Here is an 18,909-nt window from a genome sequence, read left to right on the forward strand (position 1 = left end):
ATGAGCTACAATGAACGATTTGCTTTCTTGCTAGGTTTTGAAGCATCGTTGAAGGCAGTGGAAACTATTACTTTAAAAGAAAGCGATAAGCTCAAGAATGCAGCTCGGAGATTAGATAAACCGCTCGAACAATGTGGACTAATGAGTGCGACTTAAGAGGGTGAATAGTAATGGAAACAATAGAAACACTTAAAAATAAACAAGAGAAACTGAATATGAAGATTGAACTTCTAGAATATGCAGAGAGCACGTTTCAGGAAGGCGAAGTATTTTGGTTCGTCGATGCCTATGGAAACAATCAACAAGCTCGTTGGGACAAAAGCGCATGGATTGATTCTTGTTTTTATCAAGGACATATTTTTCATACTGAGCAAGAAGCAATTTTAGAAGCTAAAAAAAGAAGATTGATGCATCTTTTTAGAATATTCAGAGATAAATGTAATGATAGATGGAAACCTGATTGGAAAGATTTTAAACAAGATAAATATTATTTATTTTGTTCAATTGTAGAAAACCGCATTAAAGTAGATTGCGTAACTTTGGGTGATTATTTCTATAATTTCGGATACTTCAAAAATGAAGAAGATGCCGAACGTGCAATCGAATTGTTTGGTGACGAAATCAAAGAATTGTTTGTTGATTATGAGGGATAGGTAAATGATAACAATTAACGAAATAAAAGACGATGATTTAGTTTTTAACGAACAAACCCATTCTCAAATATACGCATGCGATTTAAAACGTGAATGGAACTCGTTAAATGAGGATGAGAGAAGTGGTTGGAAAACTTTAAAAGAAAGAACAATCAAATTATCCGTTGGAACTGTATTGGATAGAATATATGAAGATATGGAATGTTCAGATGGCTATGAAGAAATGTTTGTTCATTTATGGAATGACACGTCTGAAGAATTTAAACAACGAATGCAAGGGCTGCTTGATGAAATTTCTAATTTCCCAAGTGCGAAAGTTTATGACTTTGATGAAGATATCAATCCATTTGTTGATTTGGAGGAGGATTAAATGGATTTAACATACAGTAACAAATTCAAAGATTACATCGAAGTGCAAAACAATTTAGGATATCCACAAACAATTTACAAGTTTCCTAACGGATATGGTGCAAGTGTAATTAAATTCAATTACGTGTACATTGGAATAGAAATTGCAGTATTGAAATTTGATAAAAATGGTAATTGGAATATCGATTACAGCACTCCAATTACAAATGATGTTATCGGTGGTTTAAGTGAAAAAACCAGAGATGAAGTATTACAGCAGATTTTTGATTTAAAGGAGAAATAACAATGGAACTAACTATACATTTAGAAAACGGGAAAGCACTAAGCTTTGAAAATGTAACTATATTGAGAGCGGACGTGGATTTTACAATTTTTACTTACGTTAGTGTGGAAACAGGTAAAAAGAAAAGAGCAAAATTCAACACACAAAAAATCTGGGGGTGGGTTACTTCGATTGAGGATGATAGTAAATGATTACAAAAATTAAACAGTTTTTATGCGGTGTATTATACCATCATAAATTAAAGCTCGGATTTGATGTATTTGTTGTAGATTCAGAAGGGGAGCTTTGGTTCGTCAGTAGATGTGAGCGGTGTGGAAAGAAAATATCAATAAAATTCAAGGAGGATAGTAAATGATAACAGTTTATTCAAAGCCTAAATGTATGCAATGCGAGATGACGAAGATGTGGTTGAAACAAAACAAGATTGAGTTTGAGAATGTGGACATCGAAGTGAATCCAGGTGCGTTGGAACTACTCAAACACTACGGATACAGCTCACTGCCTGTAGTAGTGATTGACGATGAATTGAGCGACGAATCAAAAACATGGTCAGGATTTCAAATTGAAAAATTAGAAGCTTTATTGTGAGGTGGATAATGGAAGATAAATGGTATTACAGATTACGTGCTGGAATCATAGAAAGAGCGGTTGATGATTACAAGATAGCGTTAAGACGATTGCTTTCAAAACGTGTAGTGGATTCAAATTGGAATTTGAGAGAAACACATTTCAAGAAAATATATCATCAAAAAGCATGGAATATGAAAATGGACTGCGAGCGGTTCTTTTTCAGTCAATATTTTGATTATTTGTCAGATACCGAAGACTTCGGACCAACGCTAGTCAAAAGGATTAGAGAGGATGTGAAGAATGGGCATTAAACATCAATTAAAACAAATTCGTTTAATCGATTTGGAAGTAAAATCAAAAATGGAAGAGTTAGACCGCTTGAATAATTCTTTCTTGAAATCTCCGTCTCTAAAAGAAATAAACGTTCAAGAATCAAAAGTAAGTCTCAAAGACGATGCATACGTTAAAATCATCAATTTGAATGATTACATTAATGACCAAGTAGACAAATTGATTGATTTAAAATATCAACTTATCCAAGCGATTGAACAATTAGATAATTCTAGAGAACGAACAATCATTTGGATGAAATATATTTCTTCTAAAGGCTGGGATGAAATCGCTGAAGAATTGAAAATATCTAAAACAACACTATTTATTCTTCATGATGAAGCTATTAAAAAAATAGATTTAATCTGTACTAAAAAAGGTGTTTCTGTACCAAGCGATACCAAAGATTCTATGATATAGTTATCATGTGGAAAGATGTAAAAAAGACATTCTTTTTTCTCGTGGTTTAAACTCCTTTATTATTTTTTCCCTTCGGGCCATCCAGCTCGAAGGGTTTTTGTATGCAATGAAAGAGGTGATGGAAAATGAACGATAAAAGAACATTCGATGATGAGTACATCATCAATTGTTTTCAATCGAAGAACTTAGGAGATGGGCAAAGTGGCAAAGTACACAGAATGGCTTACTGAAGAAGGTTTGATACAGATTGAAGGATGGGCAAGAGATGGCTTGATAGATGAGCAAATAGCTCAAAACATGGGTATTTCTTACTCAACATTTAGAGAATGGAAAAAGAAATTTTCGGCGATTTCGGCAGTCCTAAAGAGAGGTAAAGAAGTAGTAGACAGACAAGTCGAGAACGCTCTTTTAAAAACAGCTATTGGATATGTTTACGAAGAAGAAACAGTGACTAACGCAGGAGATGTTGTCGCAGTAAGAAAATACAGTAAGCCTAACACAACGGCTCAAATTTTTTGGCTGAAGAATCGTAAACGAGGTCAATGGACAGACAAATCAGAAGTCGATGTTACGGGCACGGTGGTGTTTATGAATGAAGACGACATCCAAGATTAACCTGCCTGCTGTAATCGGCAAAGGTTACGGGACTTTTTGGCGTTCTAGGAATTTTTATCGTGTAGTAAAAGGTTCGCGTGGATCTAAGAAATCTAAAACGACAGCATTGAATTTTGTGACACGTATTTTAAAATATCCATGGGCAAACATTCTAGTAGTCAGACGGTACTCTAATACCAATAAGCAATCAACGTACACAGATTTTAAATGGGCAGCTAACAAATTGAAAGTTGCTCATTTATTTAAGTTTAACGAGTCGTTGCCGGAAATAACCGTAAAAGCAACAGGGCAAAAGATACTGTTTCGAGGTTTAGATGATGAGTTGAAAATAACATCTATCACAGTAGATGTAGGTATTCTTTGTTGGGCATGGTTTGAAGAAGCTTATCAGATAGAGAATGAAGAAAAATTTAGTACGGTTGTTGAGTCAATCCGTGGAACGTTAGATGCTCCAGACTTTTTTAAACAGATAACCGTAACATTTAACCCGTGGAATGAAAGGCACTGGTTGAAACGTGTATTCTTCGATGAAAAAACACAAAGAGCGGATACGTTAGCGCTCACGACTACGTTTAGATGCAACGAGTGGTTAGATGATGTCGATATACAACGGTATGAGGACTTGTATAAAACAAATCCAAGGCGTGCTCGTATCGTTTGCGATGGTGAGTGGGGCGTTGCTGAAGGATTGATATACGAGAATGTCCAGGTCAAGAACTTTGATAAAGACGAACTGTTGAAAGATAAAGCATATCAGTTAGCGATTGGACTCGACTTTGGTTTCACGCATGACCCTACCGCTTTGTGTGCGAGTTTGATTAACGAACAAAAGAAAGAAATATATATATTCGATGAAGCTTACCAAGTTGGATTGATAACAAAAGACGTTGCGAGTATGATTTATGAAAAGGGATATGCTAAGGCTCAAATAATCGCAGATAGTGCAGAACCGAGGTTGATTAAGGAGTTGCAAACGGAATATGACATCTTACGACTTAAAGAAAGCCGTAAAGGAAAAGATAGCATTATGGCAGGAGTATCCAAGTTACAAGGATACTCTATTTTTGTGCATCCATCTTGTACGCACATCATGGATGAATTTTACAGTTATTGTTATCAACAAGACAAAGAAGGAAACTGGTTAAATAAACCAGAGGATAAGAATAATCACTTGATGGATGCGCTCAGATACAGCTTGCAATGTATCGACGGCAATCAATCTAAAATCAAAATGTTCAAAGGAGGTTTTTAAATTTGGCAAAAGTTTTTGTTAACAAGCGAAAAGTAATAACAACAACAAGCGATGTAGTGACTGAAGAAATCGTAACTGAAGCAATTAGGCTTCACATGAGTAAGTTAGTAAAGAATTATGTTGAAAGCGAGGATATGTATCTCTCTCAGCACGAAGTTTTGAAAATGGCAAAAAAAGATAGCTGGAAGCCTGATAATCGTTTGGTGTTTAACTACGCTAAGTACATTGTCGATACGTTCACAGGTTATCAGATTGGTGTGCCAGTTAAGATTAAACATGAGGACGAGAACGTGAATGAGTTTGTCTCAAGTTTCCGTAAAATCAATGACATGGAAGACTCAGAGTTCGAGCTTGCAAAAATGTCAAGCGTGTTTGGGCATGCTTTTGTTTATGTGTATCAAGACGAGTATAAACGAACTAGAGCGACATACAATAGTCCGATTAATATGTTTATCGTCCATGATAACAGTATTGAAGAACGCCCTATATTCGCTGTAAGATATACGTTTAATGAAAACAATCAAACAGGAGTCGGACAGGTTATCACAAACGACGAATTGATTGATGCTACATTTACAACTGGCGGTGCAGTAAGGTTCGGTGAACGCACTCAACACATTTACAACTCAATCCCAGTAGTTGAGTTGATTGAAAATGAAGAGCGACAATGTATTTTCGAGAGTGTGAAAACATTGATTAATGCTTTAAATAAAGCAGCAAGCGAAAAAGCGAACGATGTAGACTACTTTGCGGACGCTTATTTGAAAGTTCTAGGAGTAGAGCTACAGGAAGAAGACGCTAGTCAGATTAGAGAGAATAGAATTTTCAATCTATGGAAGAATGGCGACGGTGCTTTGCCAGAAGTTGCTTTCCTTGAGAAACCAAGTTCAGATACAACGCAAGAGAATTTGATTAGTTTATTGAAAGAGTCTATTTTCGCTATCTCAATGGTAGCCAATATGTCTGAGTCTGAGTTCGGTAACTCGTCTGGTACGGCTTTAGCTTTCAAATTACAGGCTATGGACAATCTTGCTCGGATGAAAGACAGAAAATTACAATCTGCATTTAACCGATTATATCAAATCGTGTTCAGTGTTCCGTTAACGACTGTTTATGAGGATGCATGGACAGGATTGACTTACACGTTTACTAGAAACGTACCTAGAAACATTCTGGAAGAAGCACAGATTGTTGGTCAATTATCTGGTCAAGTGTCAGAGGAAACTAAGCTATCTGTTCTATCTATCATTGATGATCCGCAGAAAGAAATTCAAAGAATGGAAAAAGAGGAAGAGGCGATGGGCGACCTTGAGACACGATTAGAAAAACAAAAAATCTACTCGGATGCTGAGATTGACGAAAGCAAGAAGGTTATAGCCGATGTTGAATAACGAATACTGGGAAGGTAGATACCGAGCCGAGGAAAAAGCAAGGGGGTTGGCGGATAAGAGAGTCGCTTTCCAATTGCAGGGAGTCTATCAACAACACGCTAACAACATTCAAAAAGAAATCGATAGTTTCTGGCAAAAGTATGCTGATAGCGAAGGCATCACAAAATTACAAGCTAAGCAACGAGCGGACAAGCTTGACATGGTAAATGTTGAGTTTAAAGCTAGACAGTTAGTCGAGCGCGCTAATCGTTTGAGAAAACGTGGTAAGAAAGTAACAAGTGATGATTTTACAAGAACAGAAAACGACTTGATGAGATTGTATAACTTAAAAATGAAAACAAGTCGTTTAGAAGTGTTGCAAGCGAATATCAAACTTCATCAGTATGATTTAGCTTTAAGTGAGTTTGAAATCATTGACAGGCACTTGGTGGAATCAATCAGACGTGAAAATATATTCAGCGCTGGTGTCTTGAATATGACACTTGGAAGTTATGAAAGTTCAAAAATATCTGCTGACTCTATCGTGTATGCCAATTTCAACAATGCAACGTGGTCGTCTAGAGTTTGGGAAAGACAGAACGAATTAAGAAACATTGTTAAAAAAGGAGTTGCTGATACTGTTTTAAGAGGTAAAGGCACAAACGTTCTGATTAACAGTCTTAAAAAAGAGTTTGATGTTTCCTATGGTTACGCTAGACGGTTAGCAGTAACGGAATCAGCAAGGGTATACTCAGAGGCACAGAGTGCCAACTATGAGGCTAACGGTGTTGAATGGTATCAAGTCATGACCGAATTAAAAGCGTGTCCGATTTGCCAACCTTTCAACGGAAGAATATTCAAAGTATCAGAGATGGTTCCAGCATTGAACGCTCCACCATTTCATCCTAACTGTAGATGTACGACGGTTCCGCATTTTATGATAGATCCAAAGCGCTTAGGGAAAGATACTGAAAAAGAAATAAACCTGAACGGAGATACTATTAGCGAATTCAATGAACGTAAAACTATTGATAAAGCTATAAAAAGTGGTAAAATAGTAAGTGTATCAGGGACTACAATTGGACACACACCGCCTGGCAAAAGAGGTTTGCCTAATAGTGTAGTTCAGCATAATGCTACAAACGGAGATGTACTGGGTAGAACTTACTATGGTGCTAGAGGTTTCAAAACAAAAGATATTCATTTTACAAACCATAAACAACCAGCACGTCATCCTTATGGAAAAATCGGAGAACATGCTCATGATTTTGTATTTGACGATGAAGGTAAGTTTGTTAGTAGAAATACTAGGGAATTAACAGACGACGAAAGAAAGGAGAATCAAGATATATTATGGCGATATTAGATGATTTACAAGCGTTATATGATAATGGATGGGACGCTTCTTTTAATTATAATGGTCAAGTATGTGGCATTTTTCCTAATTCTGTTTATGATATTGTTGTTGTTATTGCGGACAAAGAATATAGAGCATCTTCTTTTGATGATTTGATTTCTTTGCAGATTGAAGGAAAAACTTTACCGGAAATCATGAACGAGGTTGAAGTACAATATGGCTAAAGCACCTAGAGAGATCTAAGTGCTTTTTTTGTGCTCAGAAATGAGTGAGAAATGAAATATCAAAAAATAATTTAACCGTATGGAATCCCGTACGGTTTTTTTATTGTCCAAGCATTGAAGACTTTAAAAGCTATGGAAAATACAGTCGGGGACGACTTTAAAAATAGGAGGTTCGAAATGAACGAAGAAACACAAACAGTCGAAACGGTTGAAGAACAAAAGGTACCTGCAGAACCTGAAAAACAACCGCAAGACGAAAAGAAGTACACGGACGCAGATGTCGATGCTATCATCGATAAGAAATTTGCTAAGTGGAAATCAGAGCAGGAAGCTAAGGAGAACGAAGCGAAAAAACTACGTGAGATGAACGAAAATCAGAAAGCTGAGTATGAGCGTAAGAAACAAGCTGATTACATTGCTGAACTGGAAGCTAAAATCAATCGTAGTGGACTAGAGCGAGAAGCCTCAAAAATGCTTTCTGAAGGCGGTATCGTGGCGGATGATAAAATCCTAGGCATTGTCGTTAAAGATACCGCAGAGAGCACGCAGGAGGCTGTAGAAGGCTTTGTAGCTTTAATAAATGAACTAGCTGACAAGAAAGTCGGCGAAAAATTAAAAGGTAAAACGCCTAAGAAGATGGAAGATACTACCGCAGGCGAGATTACCAAAGAACAATTCAACAAAATGGGGTATCAAAGTAGAAATGAATTACTGCGAAATAACCCCGAACTATACCATAAATTGAAAGGATAATAGATAAATGACACAAACTAAAATTGCACAAATGGTAAATCCAGAAGTTATGGCTGATATGGTTTCAGCTAAATTACCAAAAATGATTAAATTTACACCTTTAGCTTACGTTGAGCGTGAGTTAGTAGGACAACCTGGAAACACAGTAACAGTAGCTAAATGGGTATATTCTGGAGATGCTAAAGACATCACTGAGGGTGAAGCAATCGTCCCAGACCAATTAACTACTGACAAGTCTACAATGACAATCAAGAAAGCTGGTAAAGGTGTCGAAGTAACAGACGAGGCTTTATTATCTGGTTACGGAGACCCATTAGGTCAAGCAGCACACCAAATCGCTTTAGCTATTGCAAACAAAGTGGACAACGACTTAGCTACAGAGGCTGCAAAAGCTACTCAATATGTCGATGATGCACCTACAACAGGAGATGCACTTGATAAAGCCTTAGCAGTATTCTCAGACGAAGAAGATGCACATTATGTTGCAGTTATCAATCCAGAAGATGCAATCGCATTACGCAGTAACACAGTAAAAGAGTGGTTACGTGGTTCAGAAATCGGTGCAAATACCGTTGTTTCTGGAACTTTTGGTGAAACGCACGGTGTTCAAATCGTACGCTCTAAGAAAGTTACTAAAGGAAAAGGTTTCCTTGTTAAAGTTTCTCCAGTTGAAACAGATACAGACGATGTTGCTAAATATGGTGCGTTCGTTATTAACTTAAAACGTGACGTGGTTGTCGAAACAGACCGTGACATTTTAAAGAAAACAACTGTTATCACTGGTGATGAGCACTATGGCGTATACTTATACGATCCTACAAAAGTTGTAAAATTCGGAGGTGCTTAATGGGAATGTTGTTAAGACGACATTACCCACAAAAGCCTGTTGAAACGGAAGTTGTTAATGAAACGGAAGTTGTTAATTATAACGACTTAACGGTTAAAGAGTTAAGAGATATCGCAAAAGAGCGCGAAATCGAAGGTTATTCAACATTAAGCAAAGAGGAACTTATCGCAGTATTGGAGGGATAGCATGGAAAATATCACTCAAGCGAAGATACTGCTAGGGATTGAGGACAATCTCCAAGATAAGTTACTAACAACAATAGCGACGTTAACAACCGCTAACTTTTTAGCTTACGCAGGCGTGGATGATGTCCCAGAAGGCCTTGAGTATATTATTACCGAGGTCATTATTAAACGGTTTAACAGAATTGGTGCTGAGGGAATGAGTAGTCAATCCCTCGAAGGCACCTCTATGAGGTTTGATTCCGATGATTTCAAAGAATACGATAGTGTGATTAAACGAGTTTGCTCGAAAACATTCAATGCGGGGTTTAAGATGCTATGAGATACAATGATAGAGTGGAGATTATCACTAAGAAACAAGAAGAGTATGATCCTGAAACAGGCGAATATACTTCTAGTGAAGATGAAGGGATTATTGTTCCAGTTCATGTAATGGATTTGGGCATCGATAAACAAGTCGCAGTTTTTGGAGAGTATAAACGAGGTTCAAAAGTGGTCTATTTCCAAAACGCACCTAAAATCTCATTCACTTATCTCAACTATCGAAAAGAACGCTATAAATGTAGAGCAGATAAGCAGTCTGGAAGAGTATTCTATTTAGAAAAGGATAATTCAGTTGGGTAGCTTACAATTCGAATTAAAAGGCCTTGAAAAACTTCAAGCTAAACTTCAAAAAGTCGCTAAAATGGAAGAGGTTGAGCGCATTGTTGAGAAACACGGTTCAGAAATGCAAAAAAAAGCAGTTATCAATGCTTCTAAGTTTAGAGGGCACTACGAAGGTAGAGGCAAAAATAAGCGATTTGTCAAGCCAACAGGGGCAACTAAACGCTCTATCTCTGTTAACAGTAGCAAGATAGATAGATTCAAGTATAGAGTGGCGCCAGGTACTGCTTATGCTGCTTACGTTGAGTTAGGGACTCGCAAAATGAGCGCACAACCGTTTATCAAACCAGCTTTTGATGACCAGAAAAAACTATTTAAAGACGATTTGGAAAGGTTGGTTAAATGAAATCAAGAGAGCAAGCAGTTTTTGACAGCGTGTTTAAACGTTGTCTTTTGTTAGGGTACAAAACGTATGACTATAAACCAGACGATGATGCACCTTATCCGTTCGTTGAGTTGGAGGATACAACTTCTATACTCGTTCCAAATAAAACGGACGTGAAAGGTACAGTTGAGTTAGTCTTATCGGTATGGAGTACCCGTAAAAAACGTAAACAAGTATCGGATATGTGTTCGAGTATCCTAGCAGAATCGATGAAGATTAGCGAGGCAGACGGTTATCATGTAGCCTTGAATATCTCGCAATCTACAATATCGATTTTTGACGATAACACGACAGTCGAACCACTCAAGCGTGGTCGTGTTCGTCTAGTATTTACAATTTTATAAAAGAAAGAGGTTAAAATATGCCAATTGCAAAAAAAGGGATTGATAGTATCCTATTATTTCGCTTGTTAAGTGAAGCAAGCAAAGCAGACGGTGCTAAACTAGCATTCCAAACTGAACACTCAACAGAGAAAAGCCGTGACACTAACTCAGTCAAAACTAAAGACGGAGTTTTACAATCTGTCGGTGGTATTGAGGTTTCAATTACCGCAACTACAATCATGGCGGAAGACGATGAACTTGTCGCTAAGCTAGAAACAGCTATGGACAAAGGCGAACTCGTTGAAGTTTGGGAAATTGAAAAGAACGCTAAGAAAAAAGGCGATAAATTCGAGTCAGTGTATTATCAAGGTTACTTGACTTCATTCAAGAAAACTAAAAACGCTGAAGACTTAATTGAGTTAGAACTTGAATTCGCAGTAAACGGTACAGGGGTTAAAGGATATGCAACACTTAACACTAGCCAAGCGGAAGTGGTTCAGTATGAGTTTGCTGATACAACAAAAGGAACAGCTAGTCCAGCAAGCCCAGTTGCTGGTTCACCAGTTGTCGGTGGTTAGAAATTAAGAGAGGTTCACGCCTCTCTTTTTTATTGTATTTTTTAGAAAAAGGAGAAATAACAATGCAATTAAAAATCAATGATAAAACTTACAACATTAAATTCGGAGTGAAATTCGTTCGTGCGCTTGATAAAGCTTATCCAATCGAACAACAAGGTTTGAAATTCGGAATGGCTCTATCTGCTAAAATCCCTGAATTATACGCTAAGAATATCGCTTCATTAGCTGATATTATCTACTACGGAACAGTTACAGAAAGCCCACGCCCTTCATTATCGGAAGTTGAAACATACGTTGAAGAGTGTGAAGATTTAGAACAATTGTTTGATGATGTACTTCAAGAATTGAGTGAGTCTAATGCTGGTAAGTCTTTGCTGTCGGAGATGAATCAAGGCCTCAAGAAGAAATAATTGAGAAATCTTCTATTGAAACGTTTGAGGAAATCATTATTAATTGTGTCCGATTTTTAAACATTACAGACATGAACGAGATAGGTCGTATGACAATGTACGAGTATGACTTGTTGATGACTGGAGTGTTGTTAAGAAAGCAAGATGAAGATGAACTCTTACATCGTTCTGCTTGGTTAACTAGACAGGTAGAAGCTACTAAGTCGGACGGAAAAACTCCTTTATACAAGAAATACAGTGATTTTTACAAGAAAAAAGATACGAAACAAAAGTATCAACTCTCAGACAAAGAGAAAGAACTTTTACTGAGAGCAAATACTTAAGGAAAGGAGGAATATAATGGCAGAGACTTATTCAGTCGAAGCGGTATTGACTGCTGTCGATAAAGGGATGAGTTCTACTTTGAACGGTTTGCAGAAAGCAATCAACGGACTTCAAAAGTCATCAAACGCATTCGATACTATTTCAAATAAGAGCAGTTCGATGTTTAAATCGATGCTTGGAGCTAATCTTGTTGGGTCAGCGATTACATCCGCTTTTGGAAGTATCAAAAGTACAATGAGCGAAATGGTCGGAGAGTTGAACAGCTCGAAAAAAGCATGGGATACGTTCGATGGAAACCTCAGTAAGTTAGGTTGGGGGAAAGACCAGATTAACCAAGCTAAAGAGGCTATGCAGGACTATGCTACAAAGACTATCTACTCAGCTTCAGATATGGCTAGTACGTTCTCTCAAATGGCGGCAATCGGTCGTAATGATAGCAACGAGCTTGTAAAGGCTATGGGTGGTCTAGCAGCATCCGCAGAGAATCCTAAACAAGCCATGACGTCCCTTTCTCAACAAATGGTACAGGCTTTAGCTAAACCGAAGCTTACGTGGCAGGACTTCCGTATCATGATGGAACAAGCTCCAGCAGGTATGAGTGCAGTCGCTAAAGAAATGGGAATGTCATTAAATGACTTGATTATCAAGATTCAAAATGGAGAAGTCAAAACCGATGATTTCGCTGAGGCGTTTAAACGTGCAGGGGCGACCATGCAAGATATGGCTACTAGCTATAAAACGATTGACCAAGCGATGGACGGTCTGAAAGAAACACTTTCAAACAAACTAAAACCAGCTTTCGATACATTATCTAAAGCAGGAATCAAGGCGCTTGAAGCGATTATGAATCAGCTTGATAAGGTTGATTTCAATAAATTAGCAACAAGCCTCGAAGGTTTGTTAAGCAAGATTGACTTTGACGCAATGATTGAAAAAATCAAATCATTCGTAAGTTCAGCTGGAGCTAAAGTCAAGGAATTTTGGCAAGGCTTCTCAAACACAAGCGCAATCTCAGATTTTAAACAGGCATTGAGCGAAGTTAAAGAAGCTATCAAGAAAGTATTTTCATCGCTTGCTGGTGGTGATACAACTTCTTTCGGAGAAAAGATTGGGAAAGCTTTAAGTGCGGTATCACAGGCATTACAGGCATTTGCTAAAATAGTTCAAAGTCTAAGTCCAGAACAGATAAGAGCTATTGCCACAGCTTTTATTGGCTTCAAAGTGGCACAAAGGTCAACAAAATTATTGGCAAATGCTTTAATCGGATTGAGCAAAGGAGTAGGCGCAATCAAGGCTGTTTTTGGCGGTTTAGCAAGCTTTGCAAGAGTTGCAAAGATTTTAAGTGGTATCGCTAAAGGTTCTCAAGCTGCTAGTTCGGCATTAACATTCTTGTCTGGAAGTTCAAAACTTGCTAAGGGTGCAATGATTGGATTGAATATCTTTAGTAAGGTAGGCGGTTGGATTGGTTCTGCGGTTTCTGCAATCGTTGCTTTCCTCGGTCCAGTTGGATTGATTATTGCTGCAGTTGTAGCAATCGGTGTAGCTTTCGTTGTTCTATGGAATAAATGCGAAGGTTTCAGAAACTTCTTTATCGGCTTATGGAATGGAATTGTCAACGTTGCCTCAAATGCTTGGAAAGGTATTCAAGGCGCTTGGGACGGTATGGTAGAGTGGTTCACTAATTTGTGGAACGGTGTGAAAGAAACCGCCTCAAATGCTTGGAATGGTTTCCTAGAGAAAGCAAAACCAGTAATTGACGCTATTAAAACCGCATGGGATAGCATTAAAGAGTTCTTTTCTGGACTTTGGAATGGCATTACACAATTCGCCTCGAATGTTTGGAATAGCTTCTTGGAAGGCGCACAGCCTATTGTGGAAGCGTTGATGAATGTCTGGAACGCCTTAGCAGATTTCTTCACAGCACTATGGAATGGGATTGTTTCAATAGCTAAAACAGTTTGGGACGGTATCGTTGCGGTTGTAACTCCGATTGTTGAAACGATTAAGTCTGTTTGGGACGGTCTAGTGTCATTCTTTACTAATCTTTGGAAAGGTATCACAGAGGCGTCTACGATCGCGTGGAATGGTTTTACTGAGTTTATCACTTCTATCATTGAAACAATCAAAGGTTTGTGGACTGGATTTACTGAGTTCATGTCTGGCATTTGGAATGGTATTGTATCAGTTGCTACTACAGCATGGAACACAATCCAACCTATTGTCGAAGGGGTTTGGACTGCAATTCAGACATACATTTCAACGGCTATTCAAACAATTCAAACTGTCATTACAACAGGAATGCAAGTTGTCCAAGAAGTATGGAATGCGGTTTGGACGGTATTTACAACAATAGTTCAAACAGTATGGACATACATTTCAACGGTCATTTCAACTATCTTGAATGTGATTGCTGGAATTATCAACACAGTAACGGCTGTAATCAAAGGAGATTGGAGCGGTGCTTGGGAGTCTATTAAAGGGATTGCAAATACTGTTTGGGAAGGCATTAAGACAATCATTTCAACAGTAATCAATGCGATTAGTACTATTATTAGTACTGTACTAGGTGCAATAAAAAATACCGTTTCAGCGATTTGGGAAGCTATCAAGAGCATCATTACAACAACAATCAATGCGATTAAAGAGACTGTAATTAACGTTGGGAACGCCTTGAAAGAAGGTTTCTTGGGTGCTTTAGATGCACTTAAAGGTGGAGTTTCGAGTGCTATCGATGCAGTTGCTGGTTTCTTTGACAAATTGTGGCACATTGATTTAAGCGGTGCAGGTCGTGCGATTATGGATGGCTTCCTCGGTGGGTTGAAAGCAGCATGGAATGCGGTTACTGATTTTATCGGTGGCGTTGCTAACTGGATTGCAACACACAAAGGACCTATCTCGTATGACAGACGATTGCTTATCCCTGCAGGTCAAGCCATTATGGGCGGTTTCAATAGAGCTTTAATGAGCGGATTTGAAGTTGTCAAAGGCAATGTATCTGGAATGGCAGGCGGTATCCGTTCAATGTTCGATGATGCAGGTTCTAGAGTTTCAGCGATGTCAAACGCATTGCAAGGCGATTTCTCTAATAACGTATCAGGCACATTATCAGCTACTTATGAAGTCAACCAGACGAAAGAGCCAGCTGTTATTAACCTTGCTCTAGGTTCAAATGACTTCAGAGCCTTTGTTTCAGATATTTCTAACATTCAAAGTAAAGAAGAAAGGATAAGATTGAAGGCTTCAAGCCTTTAATGGTGGTTTAAATGTATACTTTTAATGACACAACAAAAGGCACACCGACATTTAACTCTGGTTTAGAAGTTCAATTCGGTGGAGTAAGTCTCAATCAAGAAATGAATAACGAGGACGGAACGTTTTTTGTGGCGAATACCACGGGACGGGACGTCCTTGATTTTCACCATGAAACAGCGAATATAAAAGGTCGAGACGGTCAATATCTCTATGGTGCGACTTATAAAGAGCGTGAGATTGAGATACAGGTTAGACTAACAGGCTATACAGATTTGGGAATGAGAAAGCAGTACGAGCGTTTAAATCGCTTGTTGTTTTCTCGTCAAGCTAAAAAATTAGTGTTTGGTGATGACTCAGGAAGATATTATAAAGCTATCTTTTCAAAAGTTAAGAAACCTGAACTGGAAGACGCAAACGATACGGTTATCAAACTACATTTCGTTTGTTACGACCCGTTCAAGTATACCGAACCTAAAACTGTAACAACTAACAAGATAACCTACAACGGAGACTTTCCAACAGAGCCTATCTTAAGGCTTACAACGCAAGAAAGTTATGAAATTCGTATCTTACATCTTGAATCGCAAAAATATATTCGATTAATATCTACTTACATTCAAGGTTCAAATCTACTTGTTAACTGCGAGACTAGAGAAATCACGTTAAACGATAGAAACGAGTTGATAAACTTCGATATGGTTAACAGTCGATATTTTAAACTTCAAAAAGGCGTTAACACATTTCAAGTTGAAGGTGCTCTATTGAATAGCATTGAGTACAAAGAGGTGTTCGCATGATCTATTTATTTAATCAACTAGAGGAACTAATCGATGTAATCGATGAAGCGAGCCTTGCAGATTTCACACACACGATTGAATTGAATCAGTTTGATAGAGCAAGTTTTGAAATCCCTGTAGATTACAAGCCTGAAATTATCAAAAAAGCCCAGTTTTTCGGATTTCAATCACGAGACAGGGCTTTTTGTTTGTTCAGAATCGCGGAAAAATCATACGACATCGGTTTAACTATCCAAGGGATAGATAGAGCAGAAAGTGACCTGCATTCATTCATCATCGAGAATAAGCGCCCTAGAGGAACTGCTGACCAAGTATTGAGTGGAATTTTAGAAGGAACAGGCTACCAATTAGGGAATGTAGACGGCTTGACTAGAACAGGAAAATTGAGTTTCTACTATATTTCAGTTCGTCAAGCGCTCGTTAAAATAATTGAATCGTACGCTTGCGAGTTCAAGGTTAGATATACCTTTGTAGAAAACAAAATCATCGGAAGATACATTGACCTAAGCCAAAGTTTCGGTCATTTTACAGGTCATCAATTCGAGTATGGCTCTAACATTCTAGATGTTACCTACGAAGAATCGTCGGATGATGTTGTAACGGCACTTATAGGTCGTGGTAAGGGTGAACAAAGCACGGATGAAAATGGAGAAGCAACGGGCGGTTATGGTCGTAGAATCCAGTTTAAAGATGTTGTTTGGTCTACTGCTAAAGGCGACCCTGTAGACAAACCTGCAGGGCAGAATTATGTAACAAATGAGACGGCTAGAAATATCTACGGTTTACACCAGAATGGCGTTATTAAGCATCGTTTCGGCGTCTATACCAACGAGGATATTGAAGACCCGGTTGAGTTGCTAAAAGCGACTTACAAAGAGTTACAACGCTTATCAGTTCCAATCGTTACGTTCAAAGCTAATCTTTTGGATTTAGCAAATGCGATTGAGCAAGATGTTTGGATTGGTGACAGCGTCGGAATCGTAAGAGACCAAATCGGAATCGCTTTTGAAGCTAGAATCCATAAGCTAACAATCGACAAATTGGATAATAACCGTTCAGTCGCTGAATTAGGCGATTATCAAACTCTTCAAGCTAAAGACCGTGCGACACGTCAACAAGCTATCAAAGATGTAGTGAGCGGTTTTAGCGAATCGCTAATTGATAAAGCTGTTGCGAACGAAGTTGAAAGACGAAATAAAGAATTCGATGAGAAGGTGCGAATCAACAAGCTTGAATTTGATAATGCTATCGCAGAATACAAAAACAAAGCGGAAGAGACCAAGCGTAAACTTTCAGACGAAATCAATCAAAGGTTCCAAGAATTCAGCCCAACTGGACTAGATGAAATTAAAACAAAAGCAGAGGAAGCCTTAAAAAAAGCTGGTGCGAGTGCTAATTTAGCGGAAGAAGCGAAACGAATTTCAGACGAAAATAAAGCAGACTTTCAAAGAGTCAAAGAGACTAACCAATTATACGAGCGTATGTTGGGTAGTACTGATTCAAACGTTGCTTCAAACATCGCCCGCATGGCATTAACCTCTGAATTGTTTGAGGTTGAAGTAGGAAAGAGATTTAGTAACCATACGAATCTATTTTATGCTCCTACAAAAATCCCTAAATACATTTCATCGGTCGCAACAGATAAGCATTTAGAACGTGTTAGTTATGGTGACCATGACGGTATCAGAATTAACTACACTGAATCTATGACAGGCTGGTTAGGGGTTCGATTCCCTCTTACTAAGAAGTTTGTGAAACAAGGTGAGAGTCTTGGGTATCGCATTGAAATCGAAGTTGATAAAGTACCTAAAGATGGTAGGGTTTTAATCCAATTATTGGATAACACTGCAAAAATGGGAATGTATTATAACTCTCAAATTACACTTACTAAAACTGGAAATCAGGTATTCACAGGTTACTTGGACATCCCTAGAACAGGCGAGCTAAACGAGTATAGCCTTAGATTTACTCTTACAAGTCCTGGCGATATCGTTATTCATAAGCCTATGGTTATTGATAAACGCATAATTCCTGATGAGTTCGTAGACAGCACGGACTACAATAGCGAGTATAGCCGAGTGACTATGTCATTGTTACAAGATAGTTTTGCTATCAAGGCATTGAATAGCGCTGGAGATATTATTGCTGGTATCAACGTTGGTGCAAACGGGAATAACCGTATCATCGGGAAGGCTACACATATTACTGGTGACACACTGATTGATAATGCGGTTATCAAGTCGGCTATGATTGATAAACTCAAGACTGCTAATTTTGAAGCTGGTTCAGTAACTACAAACATTTTAGAAGCGGAAGCAGTTACGGCAGAAAAGGTTAAATTTGATACTGCATTTATTCAAAAACTAGTTTCACAACAAGCGTTTATCGATGAGTTGTTCGCAAAGCAAGCGACGATTACAAAGATACAGAATGTTGATTTCACAGGGAATCACATTAAAGGTGGTCGAATTTCATCTCTAAACGGAAATACTACATTTGACTTACAAACAGGCCAGATTAATATGAATGGTTCTGGTGTTGGTATTAGAAACCAGTTCCCTAACAGACCGCTACAATATTTAGCATTTGGGAGTGGTACCATTAACGGTGTTGATGGATCATACACGGCCTTGCTAAGTAACCGAAACGGAATACCACAGATGGACAGCACATCAGCTGGACTTCAAATCTGGAATGGACGAACGGGAGATAGAGTTGAAAGTGCTATAAATATGTACGGACGAAAAATAACATTTAATCAGAGTGCACAAGATGGCTTGAAAGAATTAACTATTCATACGGACACGAACGCCATTACAGGTGTTGATGAAATTATTATCAAGGGTGTCCAATTATCGAAAATTTTAGATAATATCTATGATAATTTCAGAAATCTTGGAGCAAAAGCTGGCAATTATACCCGAGGCTATTACAATAATTGGAGATAAGGAA

The 18,909-nt window shown here is 38.1% G+C and carries 25 protein-coding genes; all 25 read left to right on the forward strand.

The window, feature by feature from the left end:
- Window positions 1-170: 170 nt before the first annotated feature.
- Window positions 171-653, forward strand: a complete 483-nt coding sequence (locus ADH02_RS04580) for a hypothetical protein (protein WP_048782916.1) — start codon at window positions 171-173, stop codon at window positions 651-653.
- Between the two features lie 4 nt (window positions 654-657).
- Window positions 658-1,023 (forward strand): hypothetical protein, encoded by a 366-nt coding sequence (locus ADH02_RS04585; protein WP_048782919.1) that lies wholly within the window; start codon window positions 658-660, stop codon window positions 1,021-1,023.
- Complete coding sequence (locus tag ADH02_RS04590; protein ID WP_048782921.1) at window positions 1,024-1,305, forward strand: hypothetical protein; 282 nt, start codon at window positions 1,024-1,026, stop codon at window positions 1,303-1,305.
- A gap of 2 nt (window positions 1,306-1,307) precedes the next feature.
- A complete protein-coding gene (locus ADH02_RS04595) occupies window positions 1,308-1,496 on the forward strand; it encodes a hypothetical protein (protein ID WP_048782923.1) in 189 nt (62 codons plus the stop codon).
- Between the two features lie 160 nt (window positions 1,497-1,656).
- Window positions 1,657-1,893 carry a glutaredoxin family protein gene (locus ADH02_RS04600; protein ID WP_048782925.1) on the forward strand — a complete coding sequence of 79 codons (237 nt, stop codon included), beginning with the start codon at window positions 1,657-1,659 and terminating at the stop codon, window positions 1,891-1,893.
- An 8-nt stretch (window positions 1,894-1,901) separates the two neighbouring features.
- Complete coding sequence (locus tag ADH02_RS04605; RefSeq protein ID WP_048782927.1) at window positions 1,902-2,186, forward strand: hypothetical protein; 285 nt, start codon at window positions 1,902-1,904, stop codon at window positions 2,184-2,186.
- The gene (locus ADH02_RS04610; protein WP_048782929.1) at window positions 2,176-2,625 is read left to right on the forward strand and encodes a DUF1492 domain-containing protein; all 450 of its coding nucleotides are present in this window, start codon (window positions 2,176-2,178) and stop codon (window positions 2,623-2,625) included. Before ADH02_RS04605 ends, ADH02_RS04610 begins: the two co-directional genes overlap by 11 nt.
- A 201-nt stretch (window positions 2,626-2,826) precedes the next feature.
- Window positions 2,827-3,240 carry a transposase gene (locus ADH02_RS04615; RefSeq protein ID WP_048782931.1) on the forward strand — a complete coding sequence of 138 codons (414 nt, stop codon included), beginning with the start codon at window positions 2,827-2,829 and terminating at the stop codon, window positions 3,238-3,240.
- A complete protein-coding gene (locus ADH02_RS04620; protein WP_048782932.1) occupies window positions 3,218-4,492 on the forward strand; it encodes a PBSX family phage terminase large subunit in 1,275 nt (424 codons plus the stop codon). The genes ADH02_RS04615 and ADH02_RS04620 overlap by 23 nt, the downstream gene beginning before the upstream one ends.
- A gap of 2 nt (window positions 4,493-4,494) precedes the next feature.
- Window positions 4,495-5,883, forward strand: coding sequence for a phage portal protein (locus ADH02_RS04625; RefSeq protein WP_048782934.1), 1,389 nt, complete (start codon window positions 4,495-4,497; stop codon window positions 5,881-5,883).
- Window positions 5,873-7,228, forward strand: a complete 1,356-nt coding sequence (locus tag ADH02_RS04630) for a minor capsid protein (RefSeq protein WP_048782936.1) — start codon at window positions 5,873-5,875, stop codon at window positions 7,226-7,228. Before ADH02_RS04625 ends, ADH02_RS04630 begins: the two co-directional genes overlap by 11 nt.
- The gene (locus ADH02_RS04635; RefSeq protein WP_048782938.1) at window positions 7,216-7,443 is read left to right on the forward strand and encodes a hypothetical protein; all 228 of its coding nucleotides are present in this window, start codon (window positions 7,216-7,218) and stop codon (window positions 7,441-7,443) included. Before ADH02_RS04630 ends, ADH02_RS04635 begins: the two co-directional genes overlap by 13 nt.
- A gap of 177 nt (window positions 7,444-7,620) precedes the next feature.
- Window positions 7,621-8,196: a DUF4355 domain-containing protein gene (locus tag ADH02_RS04640; RefSeq protein WP_048782940.1), complete on the forward strand. Its 576-nt coding sequence runs from the start codon at window positions 7,621-7,623 to the stop codon at window positions 8,194-8,196.
- Between the two features lie 7 nt (window positions 8,197-8,203).
- Entirely contained in the window at window positions 8,204-9,043 is an 840-nt protein-coding gene (locus ADH02_RS04645) for a N4-gp56 family major capsid protein (RefSeq protein WP_048782942.1), read from the forward strand.
- Entirely contained in the window at window positions 9,043-9,228 is a 186-nt protein-coding gene (locus ADH02_RS04650; protein WP_048782943.1) for a Rho termination factor N-terminal domain-containing protein, read from the forward strand. Before ADH02_RS04645 ends, ADH02_RS04650 begins: the two co-directional genes overlap by 1 nt.
- Window position 9,229: 1 nt before the next feature.
- The gene (locus tag ADH02_RS09200; RefSeq protein WP_053091397.1) at window positions 9,230-9,547 is read left to right on the forward strand and encodes a phage head-tail connector protein; all 318 of its coding nucleotides are present in this window, start codon (window positions 9,230-9,232) and stop codon (window positions 9,545-9,547) included.
- Complete coding sequence (locus tag ADH02_RS04660) at window positions 9,544-9,849, forward strand: hypothetical protein (protein WP_048782945.1); 306 nt, start codon at window positions 9,544-9,546, stop codon at window positions 9,847-9,849. Before ADH02_RS09200 ends, ADH02_RS04660 begins: the two co-directional genes overlap by 4 nt.
- Complete coding sequence (locus tag ADH02_RS04665) at window positions 9,842-10,234, forward strand: HK97-gp10 family putative phage morphogenesis protein (RefSeq protein ID WP_053091398.1); 393 nt, start codon at window positions 9,842-9,844, stop codon at window positions 10,232-10,234. Before ADH02_RS04660 ends, ADH02_RS04665 begins: the two co-directional genes overlap by 8 nt.
- Window positions 10,231-10,617 carry a phage capsid and scaffold protein gene (locus ADH02_RS04670; protein ID WP_048782948.1) on the forward strand — a complete coding sequence of 129 codons (387 nt, stop codon included), beginning with the start codon at window positions 10,231-10,233 and terminating at the stop codon, window positions 10,615-10,617. The genes ADH02_RS04665 and ADH02_RS04670 overlap by 4 nt, the downstream gene beginning before the upstream one ends.
- 17 nt (window positions 10,618-10,634) lie before the next feature.
- Window positions 10,635-11,174: a phage major tail protein, TP901-1 family gene (locus ADH02_RS04675; protein WP_048782949.1), complete on the forward strand. Its 540-nt coding sequence runs from the start codon at window positions 10,635-10,637 to the stop codon at window positions 11,172-11,174.
- Window positions 11,175-11,236: 62 nt separating this feature from the next.
- A complete protein-coding gene (locus ADH02_RS04680) occupies window positions 11,237-11,584 on the forward strand; it encodes a tail assembly chaperone (protein ID WP_048782951.1) in 348 nt (115 codons plus the stop codon).
- An 89-nt stretch (window positions 11,585-11,673) separates the two neighbouring features.
- On the forward strand, window positions 11,674-11,907 hold the full coding sequence (locus ADH02_RS04685) for a hypothetical protein (protein ID WP_048782953.1): 234 nt from the start codon (window positions 11,674-11,676) through the stop codon (window positions 11,905-11,907).
- A 16-nt stretch (window positions 11,908-11,923) separates the two neighbouring features.
- A complete protein-coding gene (locus ADH02_RS04690; protein ID WP_048782955.1) occupies window positions 11,924-15,160 on the forward strand; it encodes a tape measure protein in 3,237 nt (1,078 codons plus the stop codon).
- An 11-nt stretch (window positions 15,161-15,171) separates the two neighbouring features.
- A complete protein-coding gene (locus ADH02_RS04695; protein ID WP_048782957.1) occupies window positions 15,172-15,957 on the forward strand; it encodes a distal tail protein Dit in 786 nt (261 codons plus the stop codon).
- Window positions 15,954-18,905, forward strand: coding sequence for a phage tail spike protein (locus ADH02_RS04700; protein WP_048782958.1), 2,952 nt, complete (start codon window positions 15,954-15,956; stop codon window positions 18,903-18,905). The genes ADH02_RS04695 and ADH02_RS04700 overlap by 4 nt, the downstream gene beginning before the upstream one ends.
- Window positions 18,906-18,909: the final 4 nt, after the last annotated feature.

The sequence above is a fragment of the Streptococcus sp. 263_SSPC genome, from assembly GCF_001071995.1.
Lineage (GTDB): Bacteria > Bacillota > Bacilli > Lactobacillales > Aerococcaceae > Granulicatella.

What these genes read in the sequence shown, in the direction of transcription:
- ADH02_RS04580 (WP_048782916.1), top strand. Translation starts at nt 171, where the DNA reads ATGGAAACAATAGAAACACTTAAAAATAAACAAGAGAAACTGAATATG.
- ADH02_RS04585 (WP_048782919.1), top strand. Translation starts at nt 658, where the DNA reads ATGATAACAATTAACGAAATAAAAGACGATGATTTAGTTTTTAACGAA.
- ADH02_RS04590 (WP_048782921.1), top strand. Translation starts at nt 1,024, where the DNA reads ATGGATTTAACATACAGTAACAAATTCAAAGATTACATCGAAGTGCAA.
- ADH02_RS04595 (WP_048782923.1), top strand. Translation starts at nt 1,308, where the DNA reads ATGGAACTAACTATACATTTAGAAAACGGGAAAGCACTAAGCTTTGAA.
- ADH02_RS04600 (WP_048782925.1), top strand. Translation starts at nt 1,657, where the DNA reads ATGATAACAGTTTATTCAAAGCCTAAATGTATGCAATGCGAGATGACG.
- ADH02_RS04605 (WP_048782927.1), top strand. Translation starts at nt 1,902, where the DNA reads ATGGAAGATAAATGGTATTACAGATTACGTGCTGGAATCATAGAAAGA.
- ADH02_RS04610 (WP_048782929.1), top strand. Translation starts at nt 2,176, where the DNA reads ATGGGCATTAAACATCAATTAAAACAAATTCGTTTAATCGATTTGGAA.
- ADH02_RS04620 (WP_048782932.1), top strand. Translation starts at nt 3,218, where the DNA reads ATGAAGACGACATCCAAGATTAACCTGCCTGCTGTAATCGGCAAAGGT.
- ADH02_RS04630 (WP_048782936.1), top strand. Translation starts at nt 5,873, where the DNA reads ATGTTGAATAACGAATACTGGGAAGGTAGATACCGAGCCGAGGAAAAA.
- ADH02_RS04635 (WP_048782938.1), top strand. Translation starts at nt 7,216, where the DNA reads ATGGCGATATTAGATGATTTACAAGCGTTATATGATAATGGATGGGAC.
- ADH02_RS04640 (WP_048782940.1), top strand. Translation starts at nt 7,621, where the DNA reads ATGAACGAAGAAACACAAACAGTCGAAACGGTTGAAGAACAAAAGGTA.
- ADH02_RS04645 (WP_048782942.1), top strand. Translation starts at nt 8,204, where the DNA reads ATGACACAAACTAAAATTGCACAAATGGTAAATCCAGAAGTTATGGCT.
- ADH02_RS04650 (WP_048782943.1), top strand. Translation starts at nt 9,043, where the DNA reads ATGGGAATGTTGTTAAGACGACATTACCCACAAAAGCCTGTTGAAACG.
- ADH02_RS09200 (WP_053091397.1), top strand. Translation starts at nt 9,230, where the DNA reads ATGGAAAATATCACTCAAGCGAAGATACTGCTAGGGATTGAGGACAAT.
- ADH02_RS04660 (WP_048782945.1), top strand. Translation starts at nt 9,544, where the DNA reads ATGAGATACAATGATAGAGTGGAGATTATCACTAAGAAACAAGAAGAG.
- ADH02_RS04670 (WP_048782948.1), top strand. Translation starts at nt 10,231, where the DNA reads ATGAAATCAAGAGAGCAAGCAGTTTTTGACAGCGTGTTTAAACGTTGT.
- ADH02_RS04675 (WP_048782949.1), top strand. Translation starts at nt 10,635, where the DNA reads ATGCCAATTGCAAAAAAAGGGATTGATAGTATCCTATTATTTCGCTTG.
- ADH02_RS04680 (WP_048782951.1), top strand. Translation starts at nt 11,237, where the DNA reads ATGCAATTAAAAATCAATGATAAAACTTACAACATTAAATTCGGAGTG.
- ADH02_RS04685 (WP_048782953.1), top strand. Translation starts at nt 11,674, where the DNA reads ATGACAATGTACGAGTATGACTTGTTGATGACTGGAGTGTTGTTAAGA.
- ADH02_RS04690 (WP_048782955.1), top strand. Translation starts at nt 11,924, where the DNA reads ATGGCAGAGACTTATTCAGTCGAAGCGGTATTGACTGCTGTCGATAAA.
- ADH02_RS04695 (WP_048782957.1), top strand. Translation starts at nt 15,172, where the DNA reads ATGTATACTTTTAATGACACAACAAAAGGCACACCGACATTTAACTCT.
- ADH02_RS04700 (WP_048782958.1), top strand. Translation starts at nt 15,954, where the DNA reads ATGATCTATTTATTTAATCAACTAGAGGAACTAATCGATGTAATCGAT.